Source organism: Serratia sp. BW106, assembly GCF_002607755.1.
GTDB classification, from domain to species: domain Bacteria; phylum Pseudomonadota; class Gammaproteobacteria; order Enterobacterales; family Enterobacteriaceae; genus Serratia; species Serratia proteamaculans.
In genome coordinates this window covers 24,900-46,055 of record NZ_MCGS01000043.1, presented here as the reverse complement: position 1 = coordinate 46,055, position 21,156 = coordinate 24,900, and the positions used below count along the sequence as shown (strand labels likewise).

Annotated in this window: 18 protein-coding genes and 1 other RNA gene; 7 read left to right on the top strand and 12 right to left on the bottom strand. The window is 57.2% G+C overall.

The features are described 5' to 3' along the window. Positions 1 to 66: 66 nt before the first annotated feature. The 7 genes from gcvP to BEI65_RS23520 all read right to left on the bottom strand — a co-directional run bounded on the left by gcvP (position 67) and on the right by BEI65_RS23520 (position 9,535). Positions 67 to 2,946, bottom strand: coding sequence for an aminomethyl-transferring glycine dehydrogenase (gcvP, locus tag BEI65_RS23550; RefSeq protein WP_099065328.1), 2,880 nt, complete (start codon positions 2,944 to 2,946; stop codon positions 67 to 69). 92 nt (positions 2,947 to 3,038) lie between these two features. Then, positions 3,039 to 3,425 (bottom strand): glycine cleavage system protein GcvH, encoded by a 387-nt coding sequence (gcvH, locus tag BEI65_RS23545; protein ID WP_085118731.1) that lies wholly within the window; start codon positions 3,423 to 3,425, stop codon positions 3,039 to 3,041. A gap of 45 nt (positions 3,426 to 3,470) precedes the next feature. Further along, the gene (gcvT, locus tag BEI65_RS23540) at positions 3,471 to 4,568 is read right to left on the bottom strand and encodes a glycine cleavage system aminomethyltransferase GcvT (protein WP_099065327.1); all 1,098 of its coding nucleotides are present in this window, start codon (positions 4,566 to 4,568) and stop codon (positions 3,471 to 3,473) included. A 545-nt stretch (positions 4,569 to 5,113) separates the two neighbouring features. After that, positions 5,114 to 6,316, bottom strand: coding sequence for an FAD-dependent 2-octaprenylphenol hydroxylase (ubiI, locus tag BEI65_RS23535; RefSeq protein ID WP_099065326.1), 1,203 nt, complete (start codon positions 6,314 to 6,316; stop codon positions 5,114 to 5,116). A gap of 83 nt (positions 6,317 to 6,399) precedes the next feature. Continuing rightward, positions 6,400 to 7,578 carry a 2-octaprenyl-6-methoxyphenyl hydroxylase gene (gene ubiH, locus BEI65_RS23530; RefSeq protein WP_099065325.1) on the bottom strand — a complete coding sequence of 393 codons (1,179 nt, stop codon included), beginning with the start codon at positions 7,576 to 7,578 and terminating at the stop codon, positions 6,400 to 6,402. A gap of 4 nt (positions 7,579 to 7,582) precedes the next feature. Further along, positions 7,583 to 8,896 (bottom strand): Xaa-Pro aminopeptidase, encoded by a 1,314-nt coding sequence (gene pepP, locus BEI65_RS23525; protein ID WP_099065324.1) that lies wholly within the window; start codon positions 8,894 to 8,896, stop codon positions 7,583 to 7,585. A gap of 60 nt (positions 8,897 to 8,956) precedes the next feature. Then, positions 8,957 to 9,535 carry a YecA family protein gene (locus tag BEI65_RS23520; protein WP_099065323.1) on the bottom strand — a complete coding sequence of 193 codons (579 nt, stop codon included), beginning with the start codon at positions 9,533 to 9,535 and terminating at the stop codon, positions 8,957 to 8,959. 320 nt (positions 9,536 to 9,855) lie between these two features. Here BEI65_RS23520 and zapA point away from each other — a divergent pair, with 320 nt between their 5' ends. The 3 genes from zapA (at position 9,856) to BEI65_RS23505 (ending at position 11,045) form a co-directional block, all read left to right on the top strand. After that, positions 9,856 to 10,185: a cell division protein ZapA gene (gene zapA / locus BEI65_RS23515; RefSeq protein WP_012146623.1), complete on the top strand. Its 330-nt coding sequence runs from the start codon at positions 9,856 to 9,858 to the stop codon at positions 10,183 to 10,185. A gap of 41 nt (positions 10,186 to 10,226) precedes the next feature. Next, positions 10,227 to 10,409, top strand: a non-coding RNA gene (ssrS, locus tag BEI65_RS23510) — 6S RNA. Between the two features lie 27 nt (positions 10,410 to 10,436). Beyond that, on the top strand, positions 10,437 to 11,045 hold the full coding sequence (locus tag BEI65_RS23505; RefSeq protein ID WP_099065322.1) for a 5-formyltetrahydrofolate cyclo-ligase: 609 nt from the start codon (positions 10,437 to 10,439) through the stop codon (positions 11,043 to 11,045). Positions 11,046 to 11,090: 45 nt separating this feature from the next. Here the strand turns inward: BEI65_RS23505 and serA are convergent, their stop codons facing one another. Together serA and rpiA are read right to left on the bottom strand one after the other, a co-directional pair. Further along, entirely contained in the window at positions 11,091 to 12,329 is a 1,239-nt protein-coding gene (gene serA, locus BEI65_RS23500) for a phosphoglycerate dehydrogenase (RefSeq protein WP_099065321.1), read from the bottom strand. A gap of 302 nt (positions 12,330 to 12,631) precedes the next feature. Continuing rightward, positions 12,632 to 13,288, bottom strand: coding sequence for a ribose-5-phosphate isomerase RpiA (gene rpiA / locus BEI65_RS23495; protein WP_085118743.1), 657 nt, complete (start codon positions 13,286 to 13,288; stop codon positions 12,632 to 12,634). A gap of 203 nt (positions 13,289 to 13,491) precedes the next feature. On the opposite strand from rpiA, the gene BEI65_RS23490 reads away from it, so the two are divergent. After that, positions 13,492 to 14,385, top strand: a complete 894-nt coding sequence (locus BEI65_RS23490) for a LysR family transcriptional regulator ArgP (RefSeq protein WP_012146627.1) — start codon at positions 13,492 to 13,494, stop codon at positions 14,383 to 14,385. 240 nt (positions 14,386 to 14,625) lie between these two features. On the opposite strand, the gene BEI65_RS23485 is transcribed toward BEI65_RS23490, so the two are convergent. The 3 genes from BEI65_RS23485 to BEI65_RS23475 all read right to left on the bottom strand — a co-directional run bounded on the left by BEI65_RS23485 (position 14,626) and on the right by BEI65_RS23475 (position 17,039). Then, the gene (locus BEI65_RS23485; protein ID WP_099065320.1) at positions 14,626 to 15,357 is read right to left on the bottom strand and encodes an oxidative stress defense protein; all 732 of its coding nucleotides are present in this window, start codon (positions 15,355 to 15,357) and stop codon (positions 14,626 to 14,628) included. 122 nt (positions 15,358 to 15,479) lie between these two features. Further along, positions 15,480 to 16,097 (bottom strand): arginine exporter ArgO, encoded by a 618-nt coding sequence (gene argO, locus BEI65_RS23480; protein ID WP_099065319.1) that lies wholly within the window; start codon positions 16,095 to 16,097, stop codon positions 15,480 to 15,482. A 123-nt stretch (positions 16,098 to 16,220) separates the two neighbouring features. Beyond that, entirely contained in the window at positions 16,221 to 17,039 is an 819-nt protein-coding gene (locus tag BEI65_RS23475) for an IclR family transcriptional regulator (RefSeq protein ID WP_099065318.1), read from the bottom strand. Positions 17,040 to 17,401: 362 nt separating this feature from the next. On the opposite strand from BEI65_RS23475, the gene BEI65_RS23470 reads away from it, so the two are divergent. Genes BEI65_RS23470 through BEI65_RS23460 form a run of 3 tightly spaced genes read left to right on the top strand, consistent with a single transcriptional unit; the run spans position 17,402 to position 21,146 of the window. Beyond that, positions 17,402 to 18,955: a sugar ABC transporter ATP-binding protein gene (locus BEI65_RS23470; protein WP_099065317.1), complete on the top strand. Its 1,554-nt coding sequence runs from the start codon at positions 17,402 to 17,404 to the stop codon at positions 18,953 to 18,955. Further along, positions 18,948 to 20,030 (top strand): ABC transporter permease, encoded by a 1,083-nt coding sequence (locus BEI65_RS23465; protein ID WP_085118751.1) that lies wholly within the window; start codon positions 18,948 to 18,950, stop codon positions 20,028 to 20,030. Before BEI65_RS23470 ends, BEI65_RS23465 begins: the two co-directional genes overlap by 8 nt. Before the next feature lie 15 nt (positions 20,031 to 20,045). Then, complete coding sequence (locus tag BEI65_RS23460) at positions 20,046 to 21,146, top strand: substrate-binding domain-containing protein (RefSeq protein ID WP_099065316.1); 1,101 nt, start codon at positions 20,046 to 20,048, stop codon at positions 21,144 to 21,146. The last annotated feature ends 10 nt before the right edge of the window (positions 21,147 to 21,156 follow it).

Here is a 21,156-nt window from a genome sequence, read left to right as displayed (position 1 = left end):
GGTTTTCTGGGCACAAAAAAAGCAGCGCAAATGCGCTGCCTGTTTATCAACTCCCCGCCGAAGGGTTTATTCGTATTCGCTCATCGGTACGCAAGAACAGAACAGGTTACGGTCGCCGTACACGTCATCCAGACGTTTCACGCTCGGCCAGTATTTGTTCTCACGCACACCGGCGATTGGGAACACCGCCAGCTCGCGGCTATAGGCGTGCTGCCAGTCACTGACCAGTTCGGCCTGAATGTGCGGCGCGTTCACTAATGGGTTGTCTTCCAGCGGCCATTCACCTTTCGCCACCCGATCAATCTCGCCGCGGATAGCCAGCATCGCGTCGATAAAGCGATCCAGCTCTGCTTTGCTTTCAGATTCGGTAGGTTCAACCATCAGCGTACCCGCTACCGGGAACGACATGGTCGGCGCATGGAAACCGTAGTCGATCAGACGTTTGGCGATATCCATTTCGCTGATGCCGGTCTCTTCTTTCAACGGACGAATGTCGAGAATACATTCATGCGCCACGCGGTGATCGCGACCGGTATACAGCACCGGGTAAGCGTCTTTCAGACGGGTCGCAATGTAGTTGGCGTTCAGGATCGCCACCTGGCTCGCCTGCTTCAACCCTTCTGCGCCCATCATGCGGATATACATCCAGCTGATTGGCAGAATTGAGGCGCTGCCGAACGGTGCAGCGGAAACTGCGCCCTGCTGGGTGGTCACACCGTCGATCTGCACCACGCTGTGGCCCGGAACGAAAGGTGCCAAATGCGCTTTGACGCCGATTGGCCCCATGCCTGGACCGCCACCGCCGTGTGGGATACAGAAGGTTTTATGCAGGTTAAGGTGTGAGACGTCCGCACCAATGTAACCTGGGGTGGTGATGCCCACCTGAGCATTCATGTTGGCGCCGTCGAGGTACACCTGGCCGCCGAACTGGTGAACGATCTGGCACACTTCACGGATAGTTTCTTCGTACACGCCATGGGTCGACGGGTAAGTCACCATGATACAAGACAGCTCTTCACCCGCTTGCTCGGCCTTGACGCGCAGGTCGTGCAGATCGATGTTGCCATTCTTGTCGCAGGCCACCACTACCACGCTCATGCCCGCCATTTGGGCAGAGGCCGGGTTGGTGCCGTGTGCAGAGCTTGGGATCAGGCAGATATGACGGCCCGCTTCGTTACGGCTTTCATGGTAATGACGGATAGCCAACAGCCCGGCGTATTCACCCTGCGCGCCGGAGTTCGGCTGCATGCAAACCGCGTCGTAGCCGGTCAATTGCACCAGCCACTGTGACAGCTGACCGATCATCTGCTGATAGCCTGCCGCCTGTTCTGGCGGGCAGAACGGGTGCAGCTCAGAGAACTCAGGCCAGGTAATCGGGATCATTTCCGCCGCGGCATTCAGCTTCATGGTGCAAGAACCGAGCGGGATCATCGCCTGGTTGAGCGCCAGATCCTTGCGTTCCAGACGGTGCATATAACGCATCATCTCGGTTTCGCTGTGGTAGCTGTTGAATACCGGGTGAGTCAGGATCGGATCCTGGCGCAACATACCCGCCGGGATCGATTGGCTATTTTTGCTCACCGCCGCGTCCAGCGCGTCGATGTCCAGACCGTGCTCGTCACCCGCCAGCAAGGCGAACAGCGTTTGCACGTCTTCACGTGAGGTCGCCTCGTCCAGCGTGATGCCCACCGCACCGTGAATATCGGTACGCAGGTTGATGCCGAAGCTCAAGGCGCGTTCCAGCACCGCGGCCTTGTCTTTCACTTCCACCGTCAGGGTATCGAACCAGGTTTTGTGACGCAGTTGCAGCCCGGCCTGTTGCAGCCCGGCGGCCAGAATGTCGGTCAGGCGATGGATACGCCCGGCGATACGTTGCAGGCCTTGTGGGCCATGGTACACCGCATATAGGCTGGCGATGTTGGCCAGCAGTACCTGCGAGGTACAGATATTTGAGTTGGCTTTTTCGCGGCGAATATGTTGCTCACGGGTTTGCATCGCCATGCGCAGCGCAGTGTTACCGGCAGCATCGCGAGAAACACCAATGATGCGACCTGGCATCGAACGTTTGAATTCGTCACGGCAGGCGAAGAAGGCCGCGTGTGGGCCACCGTAACCCATCGGCACGCCAAAGCGCTGTGCGGAGCCGAACACCACGTCGGCGCCCTGTTTGCCCGGTGCGGTCAACAGCACCAGTGCCATAATGTCGGCAGCCACGCTGGTACCGATTTTGCGGGTTTTCAGCTCGGCCAGCAGTTTGCTGTAGTCGTGCAGTTCACCGGTGGTACCGACCTGTTGCAGCAGCACGCCAAACACGCCCTGCAGCTCCAGCACTTTCTCGGCTTTATCGACGATCACTTCAAAACCGAAGGTGGCGGCACGGGTACGTACCACGTCCAGCGTTTGAGGATGCACGTCGTCAGCCACGAAGAAACGGTTAGCGTCTTTCAGCTTGCTGGCGCGTTTGGCCAGCGCCATCGCTTCGGCGGCCGCGGTCGCCTCGTCCAGCAATGAAGCCGATGCCAGATCCAGACCGGTCAGATCGAGCGTCACGGTCTGGAAGTTCAACAGCGCCTCAAGGCGGCCCTGCGACACTTCCGGCTGATAAGGGGTATAAGCGGTGTACCAGCCCGGATTTTCCAGCATGTTGCGCAGGATCACCGGCGGTGTCAGCACCGCGCTGTAGCCCATACCGATATAGGATTTGTAGCGCTGATTCTGCGAGGCAATCGCCTTCAGTTCGGCCAGCGCCTGATGTTCAGTAGCCGCATCGCCCACCGGCGGCGGCGCAGGCAGTTGAATGTCTGCCGGCACAATCTGTTGGATCAGCGCGTTGAGCGAGCGTGCGCCCACCGCTTCCAGCAACTGCTGCTGTTGTTCTGCAGAAGAGCCGATATGGCGTTCGATGAACGCACCGCTGTGTTCAAGTTGGCTGAGTGTCTGAGTCATTGCTACAAATTCCTGAATGCTTACGGGGTACGGGATATAGCCTGATCTATAACTAAAACGCCCCGGCCAATGGGCCTGGGGCGTTACAACAGTTACTCGTCGATAGAAGCCTGATACGCACCGGCATCCAGCAGGTTGCCGAGTTCGGCACTGTCAGAAGCCTTGATGCGGAACAGCCAGCCTTCGCCGTACGGGTCACTGTTAACCAGCTCCGGAGAGCTTTCCAGCGCATCGTTGGCAGCGATGATTTCGCCGCTGATAGGTGCATAGATATCGGAAGCGGCTTTCACCGATTCCGCTACTGCGCAGTCTTCGCCAGCGTTAACCGCGGTGCCCACGTCAGGCAGGTCGACAAACACCATGTCGCCCAGCAGTTCCTGCGCGTGTTCGGTAATGCCTACCACGTATTCGCCGTTGCCTGCGTCACGCACCCACTCATGGGATGTTGCGTATTTCAATTCTGTTGGCACATTGCTCATCGCCAGCTACTCCTTCGAAGAAATAAAGAATCAATAAACAAAAAATTAATTAGTCAGTGGCTTACCGGCACGCACAAATCCAGGTTTGGTGACCTTGACCGGCATTTCACGGTTGCGGATCTGAACGATGGCCTGCTCGCCGATACCGGCGGGTACGCGGGCCAGGGCGATGCTGAAGCCCAGGGTCGGTGAGAATGAACCGCTGGTGATCACCCCTTCATGCGTCTGACCTGCTTCATCGGTGAAACGCACCGGCAGCTCATTACGTAATACGCCTTTTTCCGTCATGATCAAGCCGACCAGTTGTTCGGTGCCCACTTCGCGCTGTTTTTCCAACGCTTCACGGCCGATAAACTGACGGTCTTCCGGCAGCCAGGCAATGGTCCAGCCCATGTTGGCAGCCAGCGGCGAAATCCCTTCATCCATCTCTTGCCCGTACAGGTTCATACCCGCTTCCAGGCGCAGGGTGTCACGCGCCCCCAGGCCAGCCGGCTTCACGCCCGCCGCCAGCAGTTTCTGCCAGAAATCGACCACCTGCTCTTTCGGCAGGGCAATTTCATAACCCGCTTCGCCGGTATAACCGGTAGTGGCAATAAACAGATCCCCGGTCTGTACGCCGAAGAACGGCTTCATGCCTTCAACCGCGCTTTTTTGTTCCGGGGTAAATAAGGTGGCGGCGCGCTCTTTGGCCTGTGGGCCCTGCACCGCAACCAGCGCCAGATCGTCACGCACCGTCAGCGCTACGCCGTACGGAGCTGCGTGTTCTTCGATCCAGGCCAGGTCTTTGTCGCGGGTGGCGGAGTTCACCACCAGGCGGAAATAGTCTTCAGTAAGGAAGTAAACGATCAGGTCGTCGATCACACCGCCAGACGCATTCAGCATGCCGGTGTACAAGGCTTTGCCAGGTTGAGTGAGCTTGGCGACGTCATTCGCCAGCAGGTAACGCAGGAACTCGCGGGTGCGGGCACCGCGCAGATCCACAATGGTCATATGGGAGACGTCGAACATACCGGCATCCTGACGCACGGCGTGGTGCTCATCGATCTGGGAGCCGTAATGCAGCGGCATCATCCAGCCATGAAAATCTACCATGCGCGCACCGCACGCCACGTGCTGGTCGTACAGTGGGGTTTGCTTTGCCATCTTTTCCCTCATTTCACTCAGAAGCTGAAGATAGGGTGCTGCTACGCAATACATCAGATAATGGCTCGCGGCCGGATTGCGTGGCGCACTGACTGCCCAACAGAAACGCTGCGCCGAACGTGCAAAAACTGCGGCTAACCGCCGCGACGCAAACGATACCTTTGTCCTGACGTTATCACCGAACGACCCCATTAACCATAAGTTAAAATAGGCTTGGCGTCGCTCAGGGCCAGTAAAATGCCGGGCTAGTGTGCAGAGTTTTTGACTGGAAAAATGCGCTTTAAGGCACAAAACCAACAATTAAAGCACCAAAAATCCGAAGTTATATAACAAACCCAAGGCCGGATACGGAATTTCGACTTTTGATAACCGAACATGGAATTAGAAAAACTAATGGCAAAACCGGCCTGGAATTAGATTATTTCAAATGAAGGGTTATATAAGAAAAAGCTATGGGTATAAGGCGCAGGGCTGCGCCTTTGAGAATCGATGATATCGCGGGGAAAATGAGGCAGAGAGGCCTGACGACCTCTCTCAGGCTGCCGTCAGGCCAGCCATTCCGGCAGGTCATTCAGGCCCATCGCCTGACGCACCAGCTTGGGCTTCACGCCCGGCAAGCTGTCGGCCAGGCGCAGCCCGACATCACGCAACAGTTTCTTCGCCGGGTGGTTACCATCAAACAGTTCGCGGAACCCTTGCATGCTGGCCAGCATCACCGCAGCACCGTGTTTGCGACGGCGTTCGTAGCGGCGCAGATACAGGTGTTGACCAATATCCTTGCCCTGACGTTGCAGACGGCGCAGTTCGGCGATCAGCTCTGCCACATCCATAAAGCCCAGATTCACCCCCTGCCCGGCCAGCGGATGCACGGTATGCGCCGCATCGCCCACCAGCGCCAGACGGTGCGCGGCAAAGTTGCGGGCATAACGCCCGGTCAGTGGGAAGGTCTGACGTTCACTTTCCAGGGTGCAGGCACCGAGGCGCAGGTCAAAAGCCATCGCCAGCTCACGGTTAAACTGCTCCGGCTCCAGTTGCTTCAGGCGTTCAGCCTCCTCCGGTGCCACCGACCAGACGATCGAGCTTAAATGCGGATCGCTGAACGGCAGAAACGCCAGAATGCCATCGCCGTGGAACACCTGACGCGCCGTCGCCAAATGCGGCTCTTCGGTGCGGATCGTGGCCACCAGCGCATGGTGGCGGTAATCCCAGAAGGTCAGCGGGATATCGGCATGCTGACGTAGCCAGGAATGGGCACCATCGGCCCCAATCACCAGTCGGGCGGTCAGCATGCGGCCGTCTTCCAGAGTGATGAAAGCGTCGTTCTCGCCCCAGGCCACCTGCTTGAGCGCCGCAGGCGTCATCAGCGTGACGTCGCTCAGGCTTTCCGCCCGCTTCCACAACGCCTGCTGGATCACCGAGTTTTCGATGATATGGCCAAGATGATTAAAACCGCATTCGTCACCACGAAAGGCTATTTTGCCGAAGCTGTCGCGATCCCAGACTTCCATGGCGTTATAGGCGCTGGCGCGCAGGGAGAGGATCTCGTCCCACACGCCAATGTGCTGCAGCAGGCGCTCGCTGGCGGCATTGATGGCGGAAACGCGCAGTTCCGGCTGTGGTTGCGGCGGCGTCATATCCGGTTGCTGCTGTTCCAACACTGCAACGCGCAGACCGCTGCCCTGCAAACCACAGGCCAATGCCAACCCCACCATACCGCCGCCGGCGATAACCACGTCAAATGATTGCATGCTGCTTAATTTCCTTAAATGACTCGCTGTGCCATTGCCCAGCGCTTTGGGCACAGCATGCTGCGCCTGTGCTTATACACCGCTTAGCGATCCACCCAGCCCAAAGTACGTTTGGCAAAGGCGTCCCGCACCGACGGTAACTGGGCCATCGCCATCAGACCCAGATTACGACCGACCACCAGGGGGTCGTAGCGATTGGCAAACAGCCGGATCAGGCCGTCTGTCACACCAATGGTAGCCTGCTGATCTTGCTGTCGCCGTTGTTGATAACGCCCCAACAGCGCATAGCCACCGGGATCTTCTCCGGCCTGCTGCGCCTCGGCCAGCGTTTCCGCCAGCGACATCACGTCACGCAGGCCAAGATTGAACCCCTGCCCGGCGATCGGATGCAGCGTCTGTGCGGCATTGCCCACCAGTGCCAGCCGGTGGCTGACATGCTGATTGGCGGTCAGCAGGCTGAGCGGGTAGCTGTGGCGTTTGCCGGCGCGAAGAATACGCCCCAGACGCCAGCCAAACGCCTGCTGCAATTCACTGATAAAACGCTCATCGTCCCATCCGTCGACCTGCTCGCGATCTTCACGCGCATGGCACCACACCAGTGAGCTGCGCCCCTGAGACATCGGCAGTAAAGCCAAGGGCCCGTGACGGGTGAAGCGTTCAAAAGCGCGCCCCTGTGGATGCTCTGCAGTGGTGACGTTGGCAATGGTAGCAAACTGCGGATAGTCACTTTGCTGCCACTGCAGATTACAGGCCTGTGCCAGCGCCGAACGTGAGCCGTCCGCCGCCACCAGCAGTTGCCCGCTGATACGCTGACCGTTATCCAGCAGTACTTCGGCCTGCTCTGCTGTACGCACCACATCGACCACCCGGGCCGGACAGTGCAACGTCACACCCGGTGCCTTGGCCAGCAGCGCAAACAACCGTTGACCGGCATCGTGCAGCTCAATCACCTGCCCCAACGCATCGACCTGGTAATCCTGCGCGTGCAAATTAACAAACCCGGCATGACCGCGATCGCTAACGTGCACCTGGGTAATGGCCGTCGCACAGTCGCGCAGCGCCGGCCAAACGCCAATGCGCGTCAACTGCTGACAGGTGCCCTGCGCCAAGGCAATGGCGCGGGCGTCAAATCCCGGATGGCTGCGGTCGTCCGGTCGGGTCGCTTCGACCAGGTCAACCGCCAATCTTCCCTGAGTCAGCGAGGAAATGGCCAGCGCCAAAGTCGCCCCCGCCATACCGCCGCCAACGATGATTACACTCATGCTGTTACCTTGCCGCCGCCATCAGTGCTTCGATGGCATCTGCGTCTTTCACTACGCTGGCCGTCAGATTCTCAATGCCGGTGGCGGTGATCAGGATGTCGTCTTCAATACGAATGCCCATGCCACGATATTCTTCCGGCACATCAGCATTCGGCGCAATGTACAGCCCCGGTTCGACGGTCAGCACCATGCCCGGTTCCAACGTACGGTCGCGATCTGGCGTACCGTAATGGCCGACATCATGCACATCCAGCCCCAGCCAGTGACCCAGGCCATGCATGTAGAACGGACGATGTGCCTGTTCGGCAATCAGCTGCTCGACTTCGCCTTTCAGGATCCCCAATTCCACCATCCCGGTAATCATGATGCGTACGACTTCATCGTTGACCACGCGGATGCTGATGCCCGGTTTGAACATCTCCAGCGCCCGTTGCAACGACGCCAACACGATGTCATACACTGCGCGCTGCGGTCGGCTGAATTTGCCGTTGACCGGGAAGGTGCGGGAGATGTCGCCAGCATAGCCTTTGTACTCGCAACCGGCGTCGATCAGCACCAAATCGCCATCGCGCAATTCACTTTCGTTCTCGGTGTAGTGCAGGATACAGGCGTTGTCACCGCCACCGACAATGGTGTTGTAAGACGGGTAGCGGGCACCGAAGCGGGTAAACTCATGATGAATTTCCGCCTCGAGCTGATATTCGAACATGCCGGGACGGCATTTCTGCATTGCACGGGTATGGGCCAGCGCGCTGATCTCACCGGCGCGACGCATAATCACCATCTCTTCCGATGACTTGAACAGACGCATTTCGTGCAGCCACGGACGCCAGTCGGTCAGAGTTGCCGGTGCCTGCAGGTTCTGGCGGAAACCCTTGCGCAGCTTGTCCAGCGCAGCAAACAGGATTTGATCGGCATAGTCGTATTGGCCCTGCGCGTGGTAGATCACGTCCAGGCCATTGAGCAACAGGGGTAATTGGTCGTTGATTTCATCGAACGGCAGCGCGCGGTCCACACCCAGCTTCGCCGGGGCAGCCTCTTGGCCCAGACGGCGGCCAAACCAGGTTTCCGCCGTCAGATCGCGCACCCGGTTGAACAGCACGCTGTGGTTATGCATCTCGTCACTCTTCACCAGAATCAATACCGCGCCCGGCTCGTTGAAGCCGGTCAGGTACCAGAAATCGCTGTTCTGACGGTAAGGATATTCGGTATCTGCACTGCGCGTTGCTTCCGGCGCAGAGAAAATAATCGCCGCGCTGGCCGGAGCCATTTTCGCCAACAGCGCCTGACGGCGGTTGTTGAATTCCTGCTGAGTCATCACCTTCTCCTGAAATCAATCTGCCTGTGCTCACGACCTTAAGGACGTGAAATAGGATGTTTAGTGCAAGGTCGGTTTGGCATTTTCCGGCGCCGTCGGCTTGCGGCGAGTAAATTCGGTGTGGCACAAAATGGCCGCCATCCGCACATACTCCACCACTTCCTCCAGAGAGTGCTCAAGCTCTTCCTGGTCTTCATCTTCTTCATAACCGAGTTGGGCGATGTTACGCAGATCGTCGATCGCCTCACCCAGCTCGTCTTTCACCTGGGCCAGTTTCGGCTGCATCATGCCAAGGCCGAGCAGGAAATGGTTCACCCAGCCGCTCAGCGCGTCGGCGCGATCAAACACGCTGACCGTTTCGCCTTCCGGCATCATCAGTTGGAACATGAAATCGTCGTCTTCCAGCGTTTCACGCGTAATTTCATGAAGTTGCTGAAGCGGCAAGCTTAGCGCCTGCGGGAAGGCTACGCCTTCATTAGTCAGATCATAGACCAGTGATTGCCAGCCGGCGTCACGGCTGCCACCGCACAACAGGCCACTGATCAGGCCGTGCATTTCTGCTGCGGTCAACGCCACCGCTTGCTGGTTAAGGGCAAGGGTCAAAGATTGGTAACTTGGAAATGTATTCTGTATAGACATGCGCATTCGTCATCGTTGGCAGGATAAGTTCGTGTTATGCTACCACCAAGGTCCGTCGCTGTGCCAGATAAGCACGACACCTCAGTGGCTAGTTATAATCGTGATGCGTCAGAATTCACACAGTACCGGCAGGGAACAAAATGAAGCTAAATACGCATTTTGAAACCCTTTTTTGACTGGTAATGTCTGTCGCGGTAGATTACAACCAGGTACTGAAAAAGGGGTTGTATCTTGGTACCGAGGTATATATAGTGGCGCCCGCTTTGGTGGCCCGGTAAGGGTAGACTGGGGCTGGCGCGAAATTTAGGCAGGAAGGTGGCATGTCTGCACAACCGGTAGATATTCAAATTTTTGGTCGCTCTTTAAGAGTCAATTGCCCGCCAGAACAACAAGATGCGTTGAACATGGCAGCGGTCGATCTTAACGAACGGTTGCAAGATCTTAAAGTTCGCACTAGAGTCACAAATACTGAGCAGCTCGTTTTCATTGCAGCATTGAATGTTTGTCACGAACTTGCTCAAGAACGGTTGAAAACCCGTGATTATGCGTCCAATATGGAACAACGCATTCGCATGCTACAACAGACCATTGAACAGGCTTTGCTTGAACAGGGTCGCATCTCTGAACGTCAGGATGCACAATTCGAATAACTTAAGTTGCTGAAATCCTGGATTTCGGCAATGAGTAAAAAATTTCTCTGAGATGTTCGCCAGCGGGCCAGTCCCCTGAGCCGATAATTAGTACCAACAGAATGTGATGATCCGCGATCGGTGTGCATGCTCGGCCCGCCGAGAAGCCTTAAGATTGCGACAGCACGTTCACCTTGAACCATGGGTTCAAGGGTTACAGCCTGCGACGGCATCTCGGAGATTCCCCTTCCTCAGCGGTAAGTGTGCTGACTATGTCTTTTCAAGCCCAGTATGCCCAACAGCGGCAAAACATCCGAAACCAAATCCGTCAACTTCGACGCGCCCTAACACCCGAACAACAAAATAATTTCGCCCTGCAGACGGCTGAACGCATCGCTGCGCATCCGCGCATCCAGGCGGCACAAAGCATTGCGGTGTTTTTGTCGTTCGATGGCGAGCTCGATACCCGTCCGCTGATTGAACGGTTATGGCGGCAAGGCAAACAGGTTTATCTGCCGGTGTTGCACCCGTTTAGCCCCGGCAATCTGCTGTTCCTGCGCTACACCCCGGAGACGCCGCTGGTTAACAACCGCTTCAATATCCTTGAGCCACAGCTCGATGTGCGCAACGTCTTGCCGATCGGCTCACTCGACGTGGTGCTTACGCCACTGGTGGCGTTTGACAGTACGGGTCAGCGTTTGGGGATGGGTGGCGGTTTTTACGATCGCACTCTGCAAAACTGGCAACATCTCGGCCCCTACCCGATCGGGTTGGCACATGACTGCCAGCAGGTGGAACAGCTGCCGGTGGAACATTGGGATATCCCGCTGCCGGAGATCGTTACCCCATCGCAGAATTGGGTATGGCGGATAGCCGAATAGCAAAAGGCCGGATAAATCCGGCCTTGGTTATTACAACGCGTTCAATCAGAGCAGCAAGCGAGCACGGATAGTGCCGGCAATCGCCTTCATACGTTGCAGTGCCGCGTCGGCACGTTCGGTTTCAGCTTCGATGTCGATCACCACGTAGCCGATTTCCGGACCGGTTTGCAGGTACTGCGCGGCGATGTTCACCCCTTCTTCAGCGAAGATCTGGTTAATCTGCGTCAGTACGCCAGGACGGTTTTCATGGATGTGCAGCAGACGGCTGGCATTAGGGCCATGCGCCGGCAGTGACACTTCCGGGAAGTTAACCGCCGACAGCGTCGAACCGTTGTCGGAGTATTTCGCCAGCTTACCGGCCACTTCGTCACCGATGTTCTCCTGCGCTTCCTGAGTCGAACCACCAATGTGCGGGGTCAGGATCACGTTGTCGAACTCGCACAACGGTGAGTTGAACGGCTCACTGTTGGTCGCAGGTTCTTCCGGGAAGACGTCGATCGCCGCACCGGCCAAATGCTTGCTGGCCAATACTTTGCACAGTTCAGGAATATCCACCACGGTACCGCGCGAGGCGTTGATCAGAATTGAGCCCGGCTTCATCAACGCCAGCTCTTCTGCACCCATCATATTCTTGGTCGACAGGGTTTCCGGCACGTGCAGCGTCACTACGTCGCTCATGTTGAGCAAATCGGACAGGTGGCGTACCTGTTGGGCATTGCCCAACGGCAGCTTGTTCTCGATATCGTAGAAGAACACTTTCATGCCCAGGCCTTCGGCCAGGATACCCAACTGGGTGCCGATATGGCCGTAGCCGATAATCCCCAGCTTCTTACCGCGCGCCTCAAACGAGCCCACGGCCAGTTTCTGCCATTCACCGCGGTGTGCCTTGGCGTTGGCGGACGGAATGCCGCGCAGCATCAGCAGCAACTCGCCCAGCACCATTTCGGCCACGGATCGGGTATTAGAGAAAGGTGCGTTAAACACCGGAACGCCGCGCTTGGTCGCCGCCTTCAGATCAACCTGGTTAGTACCGATACAGAAACACCCTACCGCCACCAGCTTTTCTGCAGCGGCGAAAACTTCTTCGGACAGATGCGTACGCGATCGGATGCCGACGAAGTGAGCATCGCGGATCGATGCCTTAAGCGATTCGGTGTCTAACGCACCTTTGTGATATTCAATGTTGGTATATCCGGCTGCCAGCAGATTATCTACCGTGCTCTGATGAACCCCTTCCACCAACAGGAATTTAATCCTGTCTTTCTCCAATGATACTTTTGCCATTTACCCGACCCTATGTTCAGACTTCAGAAGCGGCTGTTGTGAAACAGCACGCATCCAACATAACAAAAATAACGCAGGCGGCAATACAAACGATTGCCCGCCCGTCAGGACAAGGCTCAGCGTTGTTGCTGGTTTCTGGCAGAAAATGCCATAGGGAAAGAAATAGGCAGAAGCTTCGTGGAGCTATCGCTCGTAATGTGACATATGTCACCAAATTTAGCGCTTTTAATAAAAGATATTTTAACCAGTGAATTATGCGGCCCGGTGGGATCCAAGACCGCATACCTGTAGAGGGTTCTACATTATCCGATGACCTTCACGCCATCAGGCGTGCCGACCAGCGCCACGTCGGCGCCACGGTTGGCAAACAGCCCCACGGTCACTACACCGGCGATGCCATTGATTTTATTTTCCAGCGCAATGGCATCGAGAATGCTGAGATTATGCACATCCAGGATCACGTTGCCGTTATCGGTCAGGACATTCTGACGATACTCCGGCAGTCCGCCCAGCTTCACCAGCTCACGCGCCACGTAGGAGCGCGCCATTGGGATCACTTCTACCGGCAGCGGGAATTTACCCAGCACGTCGACCTGCTTGGTGGAGTCGACAATACAGATAAACTTGCGCGCGATGGCAGCAATGATTTTTTCACGCGTCAGCGCAGCGCCGCCGCCTTTGATCATCTGCATCTGGCGGTTGATTTCATCCGCGCCGTCGACATAAATATCCAGCGAATCCACTTCGTTGCTGTCGAACACGTGGATACCGAGGCTTTTCAGCTTGGCAGTGGAGGCGTCGGAGCTGGACACCGCCCCTTCGATCTGGTGTTTGATCGAGCCGAGCGCGTCAATAAAGTGGGCGGCGGTCGAGCCGGTACCCACCCCGACGATGGTGCCCGGGGTCACGTAATCCAGCGCTGCCCAGCCAACCGCTTTTTTCAGTTCATCCTGCGTCATAATATGTCCATTGCCTCTGTACGAAAACGTGTGCGTATTATAGGGTAAATCGCTATTTTTCACTTAGGCAGGATCACACTTCTTCACCCTGAGCCGCATTTTTAGGCGCGCCGCGGCAAGATGGCCCGGTGATTTTCCACCTGTAAAACACCAGAGATGTGGCATAGTGCCAGTATCAATTTACTTTAAGGGATATCTTTCCGATGAAACGCCCAGACTATCGAACGCTACAAGCGCTGGACGCGGTGATCCGTGAGCGTGGCTTTGAGCGCGCCGCGCAAAAACTTTGCATCACACAATCGGCAGTATCCCAGCGCATCAAGCAGTTGGAAAACCTGTTTGGCCAACCGCTGTTGGTGCGTACCGTGCCGCCACGCCCGACCGAACAGGGCCAGAAGCTGCTGGCGCTGCTGCACCAGGTGGAATTGCTGGAAGAAGAGTGGCTGGGCAACGACACCGGTATTGATACGCCGCTGCTGCTGTCGCTGGCGGTTAACGCCGACAGCCTGGCAACCTGGCTGCTGCCGGCGCTGAAGCCGGTGCTGACCGATTCTCCGATCCGTCTGAACCTGCAGGTAGAAGACGAAACCCGGACTCAGGAACGTCTGCGCCGCGGTGAAGTGGTGGGTGCGGTGAGTATCCAGCCTCAGCCACTGCCAAGCTGTCTGGTGGACCAACTGGGCGCGCTGGATTATCTGTTTGTCGCCTCGAAAGGTTTTGCCGAGCGCTACTTCCCGAACGGGGTTACGCGCTCCGCGCTGCTGAAAGCGCCGGCGGTGGCATTCGACCATCTCGACGACATGCACCAGGCTTTCCTGCAGCAGAACTTTGATCTGTCGCCGGGTAGCGTACCCTGCCATATCGTCAACTCATCGGAAGCCTTCGTGCAGTTGGCGCGTCAGGGCACCACCTGCTGTATGATCCCGCATCTGCAGATTGAGAAAGAGTTGGCCTCGGGCGAACTGATCGATCTGACACCGGGCCTGTTCCAGCGCCGCATGCTGTTCTGGCACCGCTTCGCGCCAGAGAGCCGCATGATGCGTAAAGTGACCGATGCCCTGCTGGAGCATGGTCGCCAGGTTCTGCGCCAGGATTAAATAGAAAAGGTTGCTGTTCAGGTTGTTTTTAAGCCCGAGATACCCGGGCCTAGCGCACCGAGGGTGCGCTCTCCCTAATAACGGGCTTTATCAGTAGTCTGAAAGACCCATCTTATACCCTAAATAATTGGAGTTGCATCAAGGCGGCCAAGGCAGGAGTCCCCAGGAGCTTACTCAAGTAAGTAACTGGGGTGACTGCCTGCAGCCAACACAGATGCAGCTTCAAGTATGACGGGTATATTATTGCGCCGCGTTGCGCTGCAACTCAAACACCACATCCACCTGATCGTCAAAGTGAATGCTTTGCTGTTCGTAGGTTTGCGCCGCGTCGCTTTCCGCCGCTGCACCCGCCGATTTATACATGCGTGCTACCGGCATCGGCTGGTAGTTGGCAACGTGATAACGAATGCTGTAAACCGGCCCCAGCTTGGCGTTAAAGCCTTTCGCCAATGAAGCCGCCTGCTGAGTGGCGTTCTCGATGGCTTTCTGACGCGCCTGCTCACGGTAAACGTCCGGTTTCGCCACGCCCAACTCAACGGCGCGGATCTCATTCAGGCCGGATTTCAACGCGCCGTCCAGCAGCTCGTTCAACTTATCCAACTGACGCAGCGTCACCTGCACCTGACGTACCGCACGGTAGCCTTTCAGCACCGATTCACCGGTTTTCAGGTAGTCATATTCCGGCTGGGTGCGCAGGTTGGCGGCGCTGATGTCTTTCTTCTCAATGTTATTTTTCTGCAGGAAATCAAAATATTGCGCTACGCGCTCATCAACCTGCTTTTTCGCCTGTGCGGCGTCTTTGGAAGAGACGCTGACCTCGATCGCCAGGGTGGCGATATCAGGCGTCGCGTCAACGCTGGATGTGCCCGAGGTCACCACGTGTGGCCCTTCCGGCACTTCTGCCGCTTGCAGCGCCAGAGGTAACGTCCCTAATCCAACCATTGCGGCCATAGCCAATGCTTTAAGCTTCACAGTGTCTCCTTGATGACAGGCTGTAACTGATTACCGGCCTTTCTCTACTGAGAACAGCCGGTTCCTTGGCATCAAACGTAGCATATCGCGCGGGCTTTTGAATTCGGATTAGTGACAAATTCTTATAAACCTGCCCCCTGCCAGGCCAACTGCAAAGCGATGCCCCACATCACCACGCCGACCAGCGTATTGATGATGCGCTGCACCATTCGGGTGTTCAGCCAGGGTGCCAGCCAGGAAGCCAGCAGCGCCAGCCCGAAGAACCAAACGATGGAAGCGCTCACCGCCCCCAAGGCAAACCAGGAACGAACATCCGGCGTCAGTTGCCCCCCCAGGCTGCCCAGCACCACAAAGGTATCGAGATAAACGTGCGGATTCAGCCAGGTCACCGCCAGCATGGTGACCACCAGCCGCCAGCGGCTCTGCTTCAATTCCTCAGCGGTTGCCAGTGCCAGTTGCCGGCTGAAGGCAGTGCGAAACGCGCCCCAGCCGTACCACAGCAAAAAGGCGACGCCGCCCCAGGTTACCAACGCCAGCAACAGCGGCGAACGACTCAGCAAGGCGCTGCCGCCGAAAATCCCCCCGCAGATCAGCACGATATCACTCAACGCACACAGCGACGCGACCATCAGGTGGTACTGACGGCGAATGCCCTGATTCATGACAAAAACATTTTGCGGGCCCAGCGGCAGGATCATCGCGGCACTCAGGGCAAAGCCCTGTAAAAAGACAGCTAACATGGTATTCCTCACAGAGAACAAAGCGCCGGGCAGCGGCGCGTATCGGTCAATACGCGCATCATAGGAGGAAAAAATTATTAGGTGAAATTGATATTTCTAATCAACTATCAGCAATGCTAATAATCAGGCCGGAGTAACAAACCCCAGCTCCTGAGAAATGCGCTGCGCGGTCGCCAGCACTGGCTTAATCAGGGCTTTGACGCCAATCTGCTGCAGCTTGGCAGTCGGTAGCGAAACCGACACCGCATAGGGCACCCGTTGCTGAATATCAAACACCGGCGCCGCCACGCAGGACACTCCCAGCTCATTCTCTTCGCGATCCATCGCCATGCCGCGCAGGCGGATATCGGCCAGCTCTTCATACATCTTCGGCAGCTCGGTGATGGTATTGCGCGTTAATGTCTGGATCTCATGCTGATGGGTTTGCCAGTAGCGATCGGGATAATCGCTGTTGCCGTAGGCCATAAAAATCTTGCCCATCGCCGAGCAGTACAGCGGCATATGCTGGCCGATATAGGCACGGGTACGCATCATGCCGGTAGTCGGCTCCAGCTTGTAGATCAAAATGACGTGGTCGTCTTCGCGGCTGGAGAAGTTGACCGTCTCCCCCACTTCCAGATTGAGCTGCTCCAGGTGCGGCGCAGCGACATGGATAATATTCAGCGAGGAAAGCGCCTTCTGACCGATAGAAATAAACTTGGTGGTCAGACGATAGCTGCCGGGCGACGGGGCCTGGGTGACATAGCCGCTGGTATGCAGCCCTTGCAGCAGGCGGTGGACGGTACTTTTGTTCATGCCGGCCAACTCAGACAGGTGCGCCAATGGGCAGCCGTTAGGGAAGTTACTCAGGATCTCAATCAGTTGCAAACCGCGGAACAGGCTTTGACTGCCCAGGGGTTTATCTTTCTTGTCATCTTTCTCGTCGACAGCTTTCAGGCTCATAGCGCAATTTCTCCAGTGTCGAGCCGCCAGCCAACGCCACGGCGTGGTAAACGGACCCTTTGCCGGGAATGTTACCCCAAGGCCCGCATCAGGTGAAGACGGAACGCCGTTTCATTGTCGGTAGCAGGTTAAAAATCCGCAACATTCCGCTAACTTCCGAAGTGAGTTGTGCGTCACAATTCCGCAAAGATATAAATAACTGATTGTTTTAAAAGGACAATTAAAACCTCTCCGGCTTTGCTTTAGATCGGCAATCGGCATATTATTTTTGAAATTGAATTTCGCATATTGAAATTTAAAGGCGATATAACAACCAATCAGCATCTCGCCGATCGCGGATGCAGGGACCAGGGGCGCATCACATGACACCAGATAATGCGGAACAACCCATTCTTAGCCTCAGCCATATTGTTAAACGCTTTGGCGGCAACGTCGCGGTGAATGACGTCAGCCTGCAGGTGATGCCGGGCGAAGTCCTGGCCCTGCTGGGCGAAAATGGCGCGGGCAAATCGACGCTGATCAAAGTACTGGCCGGGGTTTACCCACGCGACGGTGGCGATATTCAGTTTCAAGGGGCCAGCATAGCCTCCGCCGCAGCAATAAAAAGTGACAGCCGCCAGCCTATTGCCTTTATTCATCAGGATCTCGGGCTGATCGAGTGGATGACGGTGGCGGAAAATATGGCGCTGGTGATGGGTTTCCCGCGCCGCTTCGGCCTGATCGACTGGCGTGCCAACCGTCGCCGCGCCGTTCAGGCACTGCAGGATGTCGGCATCGCGCTGGATCCCGATGCCAGAGTTTTTGAGCTGTCACGCACCGAAAAATCGCTGCTGGCGATCGCCCGGGCGGTCGCGGTTAACGCCGAACTGCTGGTGCTGGATGAACCCACCGCGTCCTTGCCCGCCAACGATGTGCGCCATTTGTTCGCGGTGATTAACCGGCTACGTGCCAAAAAGGTCGGCATGATTTACGTCACCCACCGGCTGGATGAAGTGATCGAGATCGCCGATCGGGTCTGTGTCATGCGCGACGGGCGCTACGTGGCGGGCGGCAATACTGCCGACTACTCGCTGCGCGATCTGGTGCAGATGATCGTGGGTGAAGCGATGGCGGACGATCAGCGCGAACCCTTACCGGAGGATCGCCCACCGGTGCTGCAGCTCAATAACGTGGCGGTAGGCGATATCGGCCCGGTCAGCTTCACTCTGCAGCCCGGAGAAATGCTGGCGCTGGCGGGGTTGCGCGGTGCCGGTCAGGAAGAGATTGGCCGGTTGCTGTTCGGCCTGCGTCACGCCGATGAGGGCGAAATCCGCTTTCGCGACCAGCCTTACACCGCCAGCAGCCCACAGCAGGCTATGGCCCGCGGCGTCTCGCTGGTTGCGGGGGATCGCACCGGCGAAAGCCTGGTGATGTCGATGAGCGTGCGTGAAAACCTGTTTATCAACCCTGTGGCCAGCGGTCATAAACTGCTGTCACGCTACAGCCGCCGGGCCGAGATTGGCGCCAGTTGGTGGAAAGTACAGCTGTTCGACGTACGCCCCAAGGACGTCAATATCGATATCAGCGCCCTGTCCGGCGGTAACCAGCAAAAGGTGGTGATGGCGCGCTGGATGCACCTGGGCGCCCCGCTGTTGATCCTGGAAGACCCCACCGCCGGCGTCGACGTGGGCGCACGGGCGGAAATTTATCATCTATTAAATAAATCCCTGGAAGCAGGCGTGGCGGTATTGGTGATCTCCAACGACTTTGAGGAGATCGCCCATATCTGCAACCGCGCACTGGTGTTTAACCGGGGAAAAGTGGTCGGCGAGCTGAAAAATCAGCAGGTGTCATTCGCCAATTTATTGGAACTGGCCTCCGCCAGCTCCGGGGAAACCCTCGCGACAACGTTAGAATCTGAGGTGGGTCATGTCTAAAACATCTGTTAAATCAACGGCACTGGAGCAAAGAGTCAGCCTGTCACAGGACGGTACCGGCCCGTGGCTGATGCAGGTTCTCACCCGCTACGGCCTGCTGCTGCTGTGCATTGCGCTGGTGATCCTGTTTTCGCTGATCTCCCCCTCGTTCGCTTCAATGCTAACGCTGCAGGCGATCCTCTCCAGCAAGGCCAAGATCGCCCTGCTGGCGCTGGCGGCGACCATCCCGATGATCGTCGGCAAGATTGACCTTAACGTCGGCTTCGGCATCGTGCTGTGGCATATCCTGGCCATCACGCTACAGGTGGAATACGGTTTTTCGTGGCAGATGGCGGTGCTGACGGTGCTGGTACTCTCCGCGCTGTACGGCCTGTTGAACGGCATTCTGGTGGCGCTGGCGGATATCGACAGCTTTGTCGCCACCCTGGGATCCGGCACCGTGCTGTACGCCATTGCGCTGTGGCACTCCGGCGGGCGACAGATCGTCGGCGATCTGCCTGATGCCTTTACCGCCCTGCACCACACCGAGATCGGCGGGATCCCGATCGTGGCCTTCTACGTGTTGATCGTCGCGGTAGTGCTGTGGTTGATCACCGAACACACCCCACTGGGCCGTTGCATGTACGCGGTGGGCGGCAACCCGGCGGCCGCGCGGTTGAACGGCATTTCGGTCAATCGCTTTACCATCGGTGCCTTTATTGCCTCCAGCGTGCTGACCGGCTTTAGCGGAGTGTTGATCGCCGCCGAGCAAGGGGTTGGCCAGGCCAGCGTCGGCATGGACTACCTATTACCGGCGCTGGTTGGTGCCTTCCTCGGCAGCACCACTATTCGTCCCGGCCGGGTTAACGTCTGGGGCACCGTAGTCGGCATTGCCATTCTGGCCATCGGCATCGCCGGTATCCAGCAGTTCGGCGGCGATTTCTGGGTCGAACCGCTGTTTAACGGCGCGACGCTGTTGCTGTCGATCACCCTGGCGGGTTATGCCCAGCGCCGCCGGTTACTCAACCAAAAAGCGGTACAACGCATCCCAGCCACTCCGGCTGATAAAAATAACCAAAAAGCGATCAATCCTTAACCAGGAGTCCACCCTATGAAACGTCTTTGGATATTACCGACTACCCTGCTGCTGGCCGGCGCGGCCTCATCCGCCTGGGCCGATGCCTATCTTGATCAAGCCACGGCGGCGGTCACCAAGGCCACTGCCAGCGTGACCCAATGGGACGGGCCGACCAGCGGACCGAAGCTACAGGCCAACAAGAAAATCATCTTTATCGCTTCGGACATGAAAAACGGCGGTGTGCAGGGAGTGCAGGAAGGGCTGAGTGAAGCGGCGAAAGCGGCCGGCTGGAAATTGGAAACCCTGGACGGCGGCGGCTCGGTAAAAGATCAGCTGGCGTCGCTGAACCAGGCGATTGCCCAGAAGCCGGACGGCATCGTCATTGGCGGCTGGAACCCGAACGTGGCCAAGATCCCGCTGAAGAAAGCCATCCAGCAAGGAATAGTGCTGACCGCCTGGCATGCGGTACCTGAGCCGGGACCGATCGCCAAGTACAACGTGTTTTACAATGTCACCTCCGACTCCAACGAAGTGGCGCGCATCGCTGCCCAATATGCGGTGGTGCAGTCCGGCGGCAAGGCCAGCGTGCTGATCTTTACCGATTCGCTGTACCAAATCGCGTTGGACAAGGCCAATGTGATGAAAGAGGAAATAGGTAAATGCAGCGGCTGCAAGGTGGTCGAGTTTATTGATACCCCGCTGGCCGATACCGCCAACCGCATGCCGACCATGACCTTCAGCCTGCTGCAAAAATACGGCGACCAGTTCCAGTACGCGCTGGCCATCAACGATCTGTATTTTGATTTCATGGCACCGGCGCTGAAAACCGCCGGTAAAGGCGGCAAGAATGCGCCCTACAGCATCTCTGCCGGCGACGGCTCTATTTCTGCCTACCAGCGCATCCGTTCCGGGGGCAGCCAGTCGGCCACGGTACCGGAACCGCTCAAACTGCACGGCTGGCAGCTGCTGGACGAGTTCAACCGCGCCTTCGCCAAACAGCCGCCTTCCGGCTACGTTACCCCGGCGCATCTGGTGACCCGCGACAATATCACTGCCGACGGTGGCAGCAGCAATCTGTATGACCCGCAGAATGATTATCAGGGCCACTACAAAGCCATTTGGGGCGTGAAGTAAGCGGAGGTCA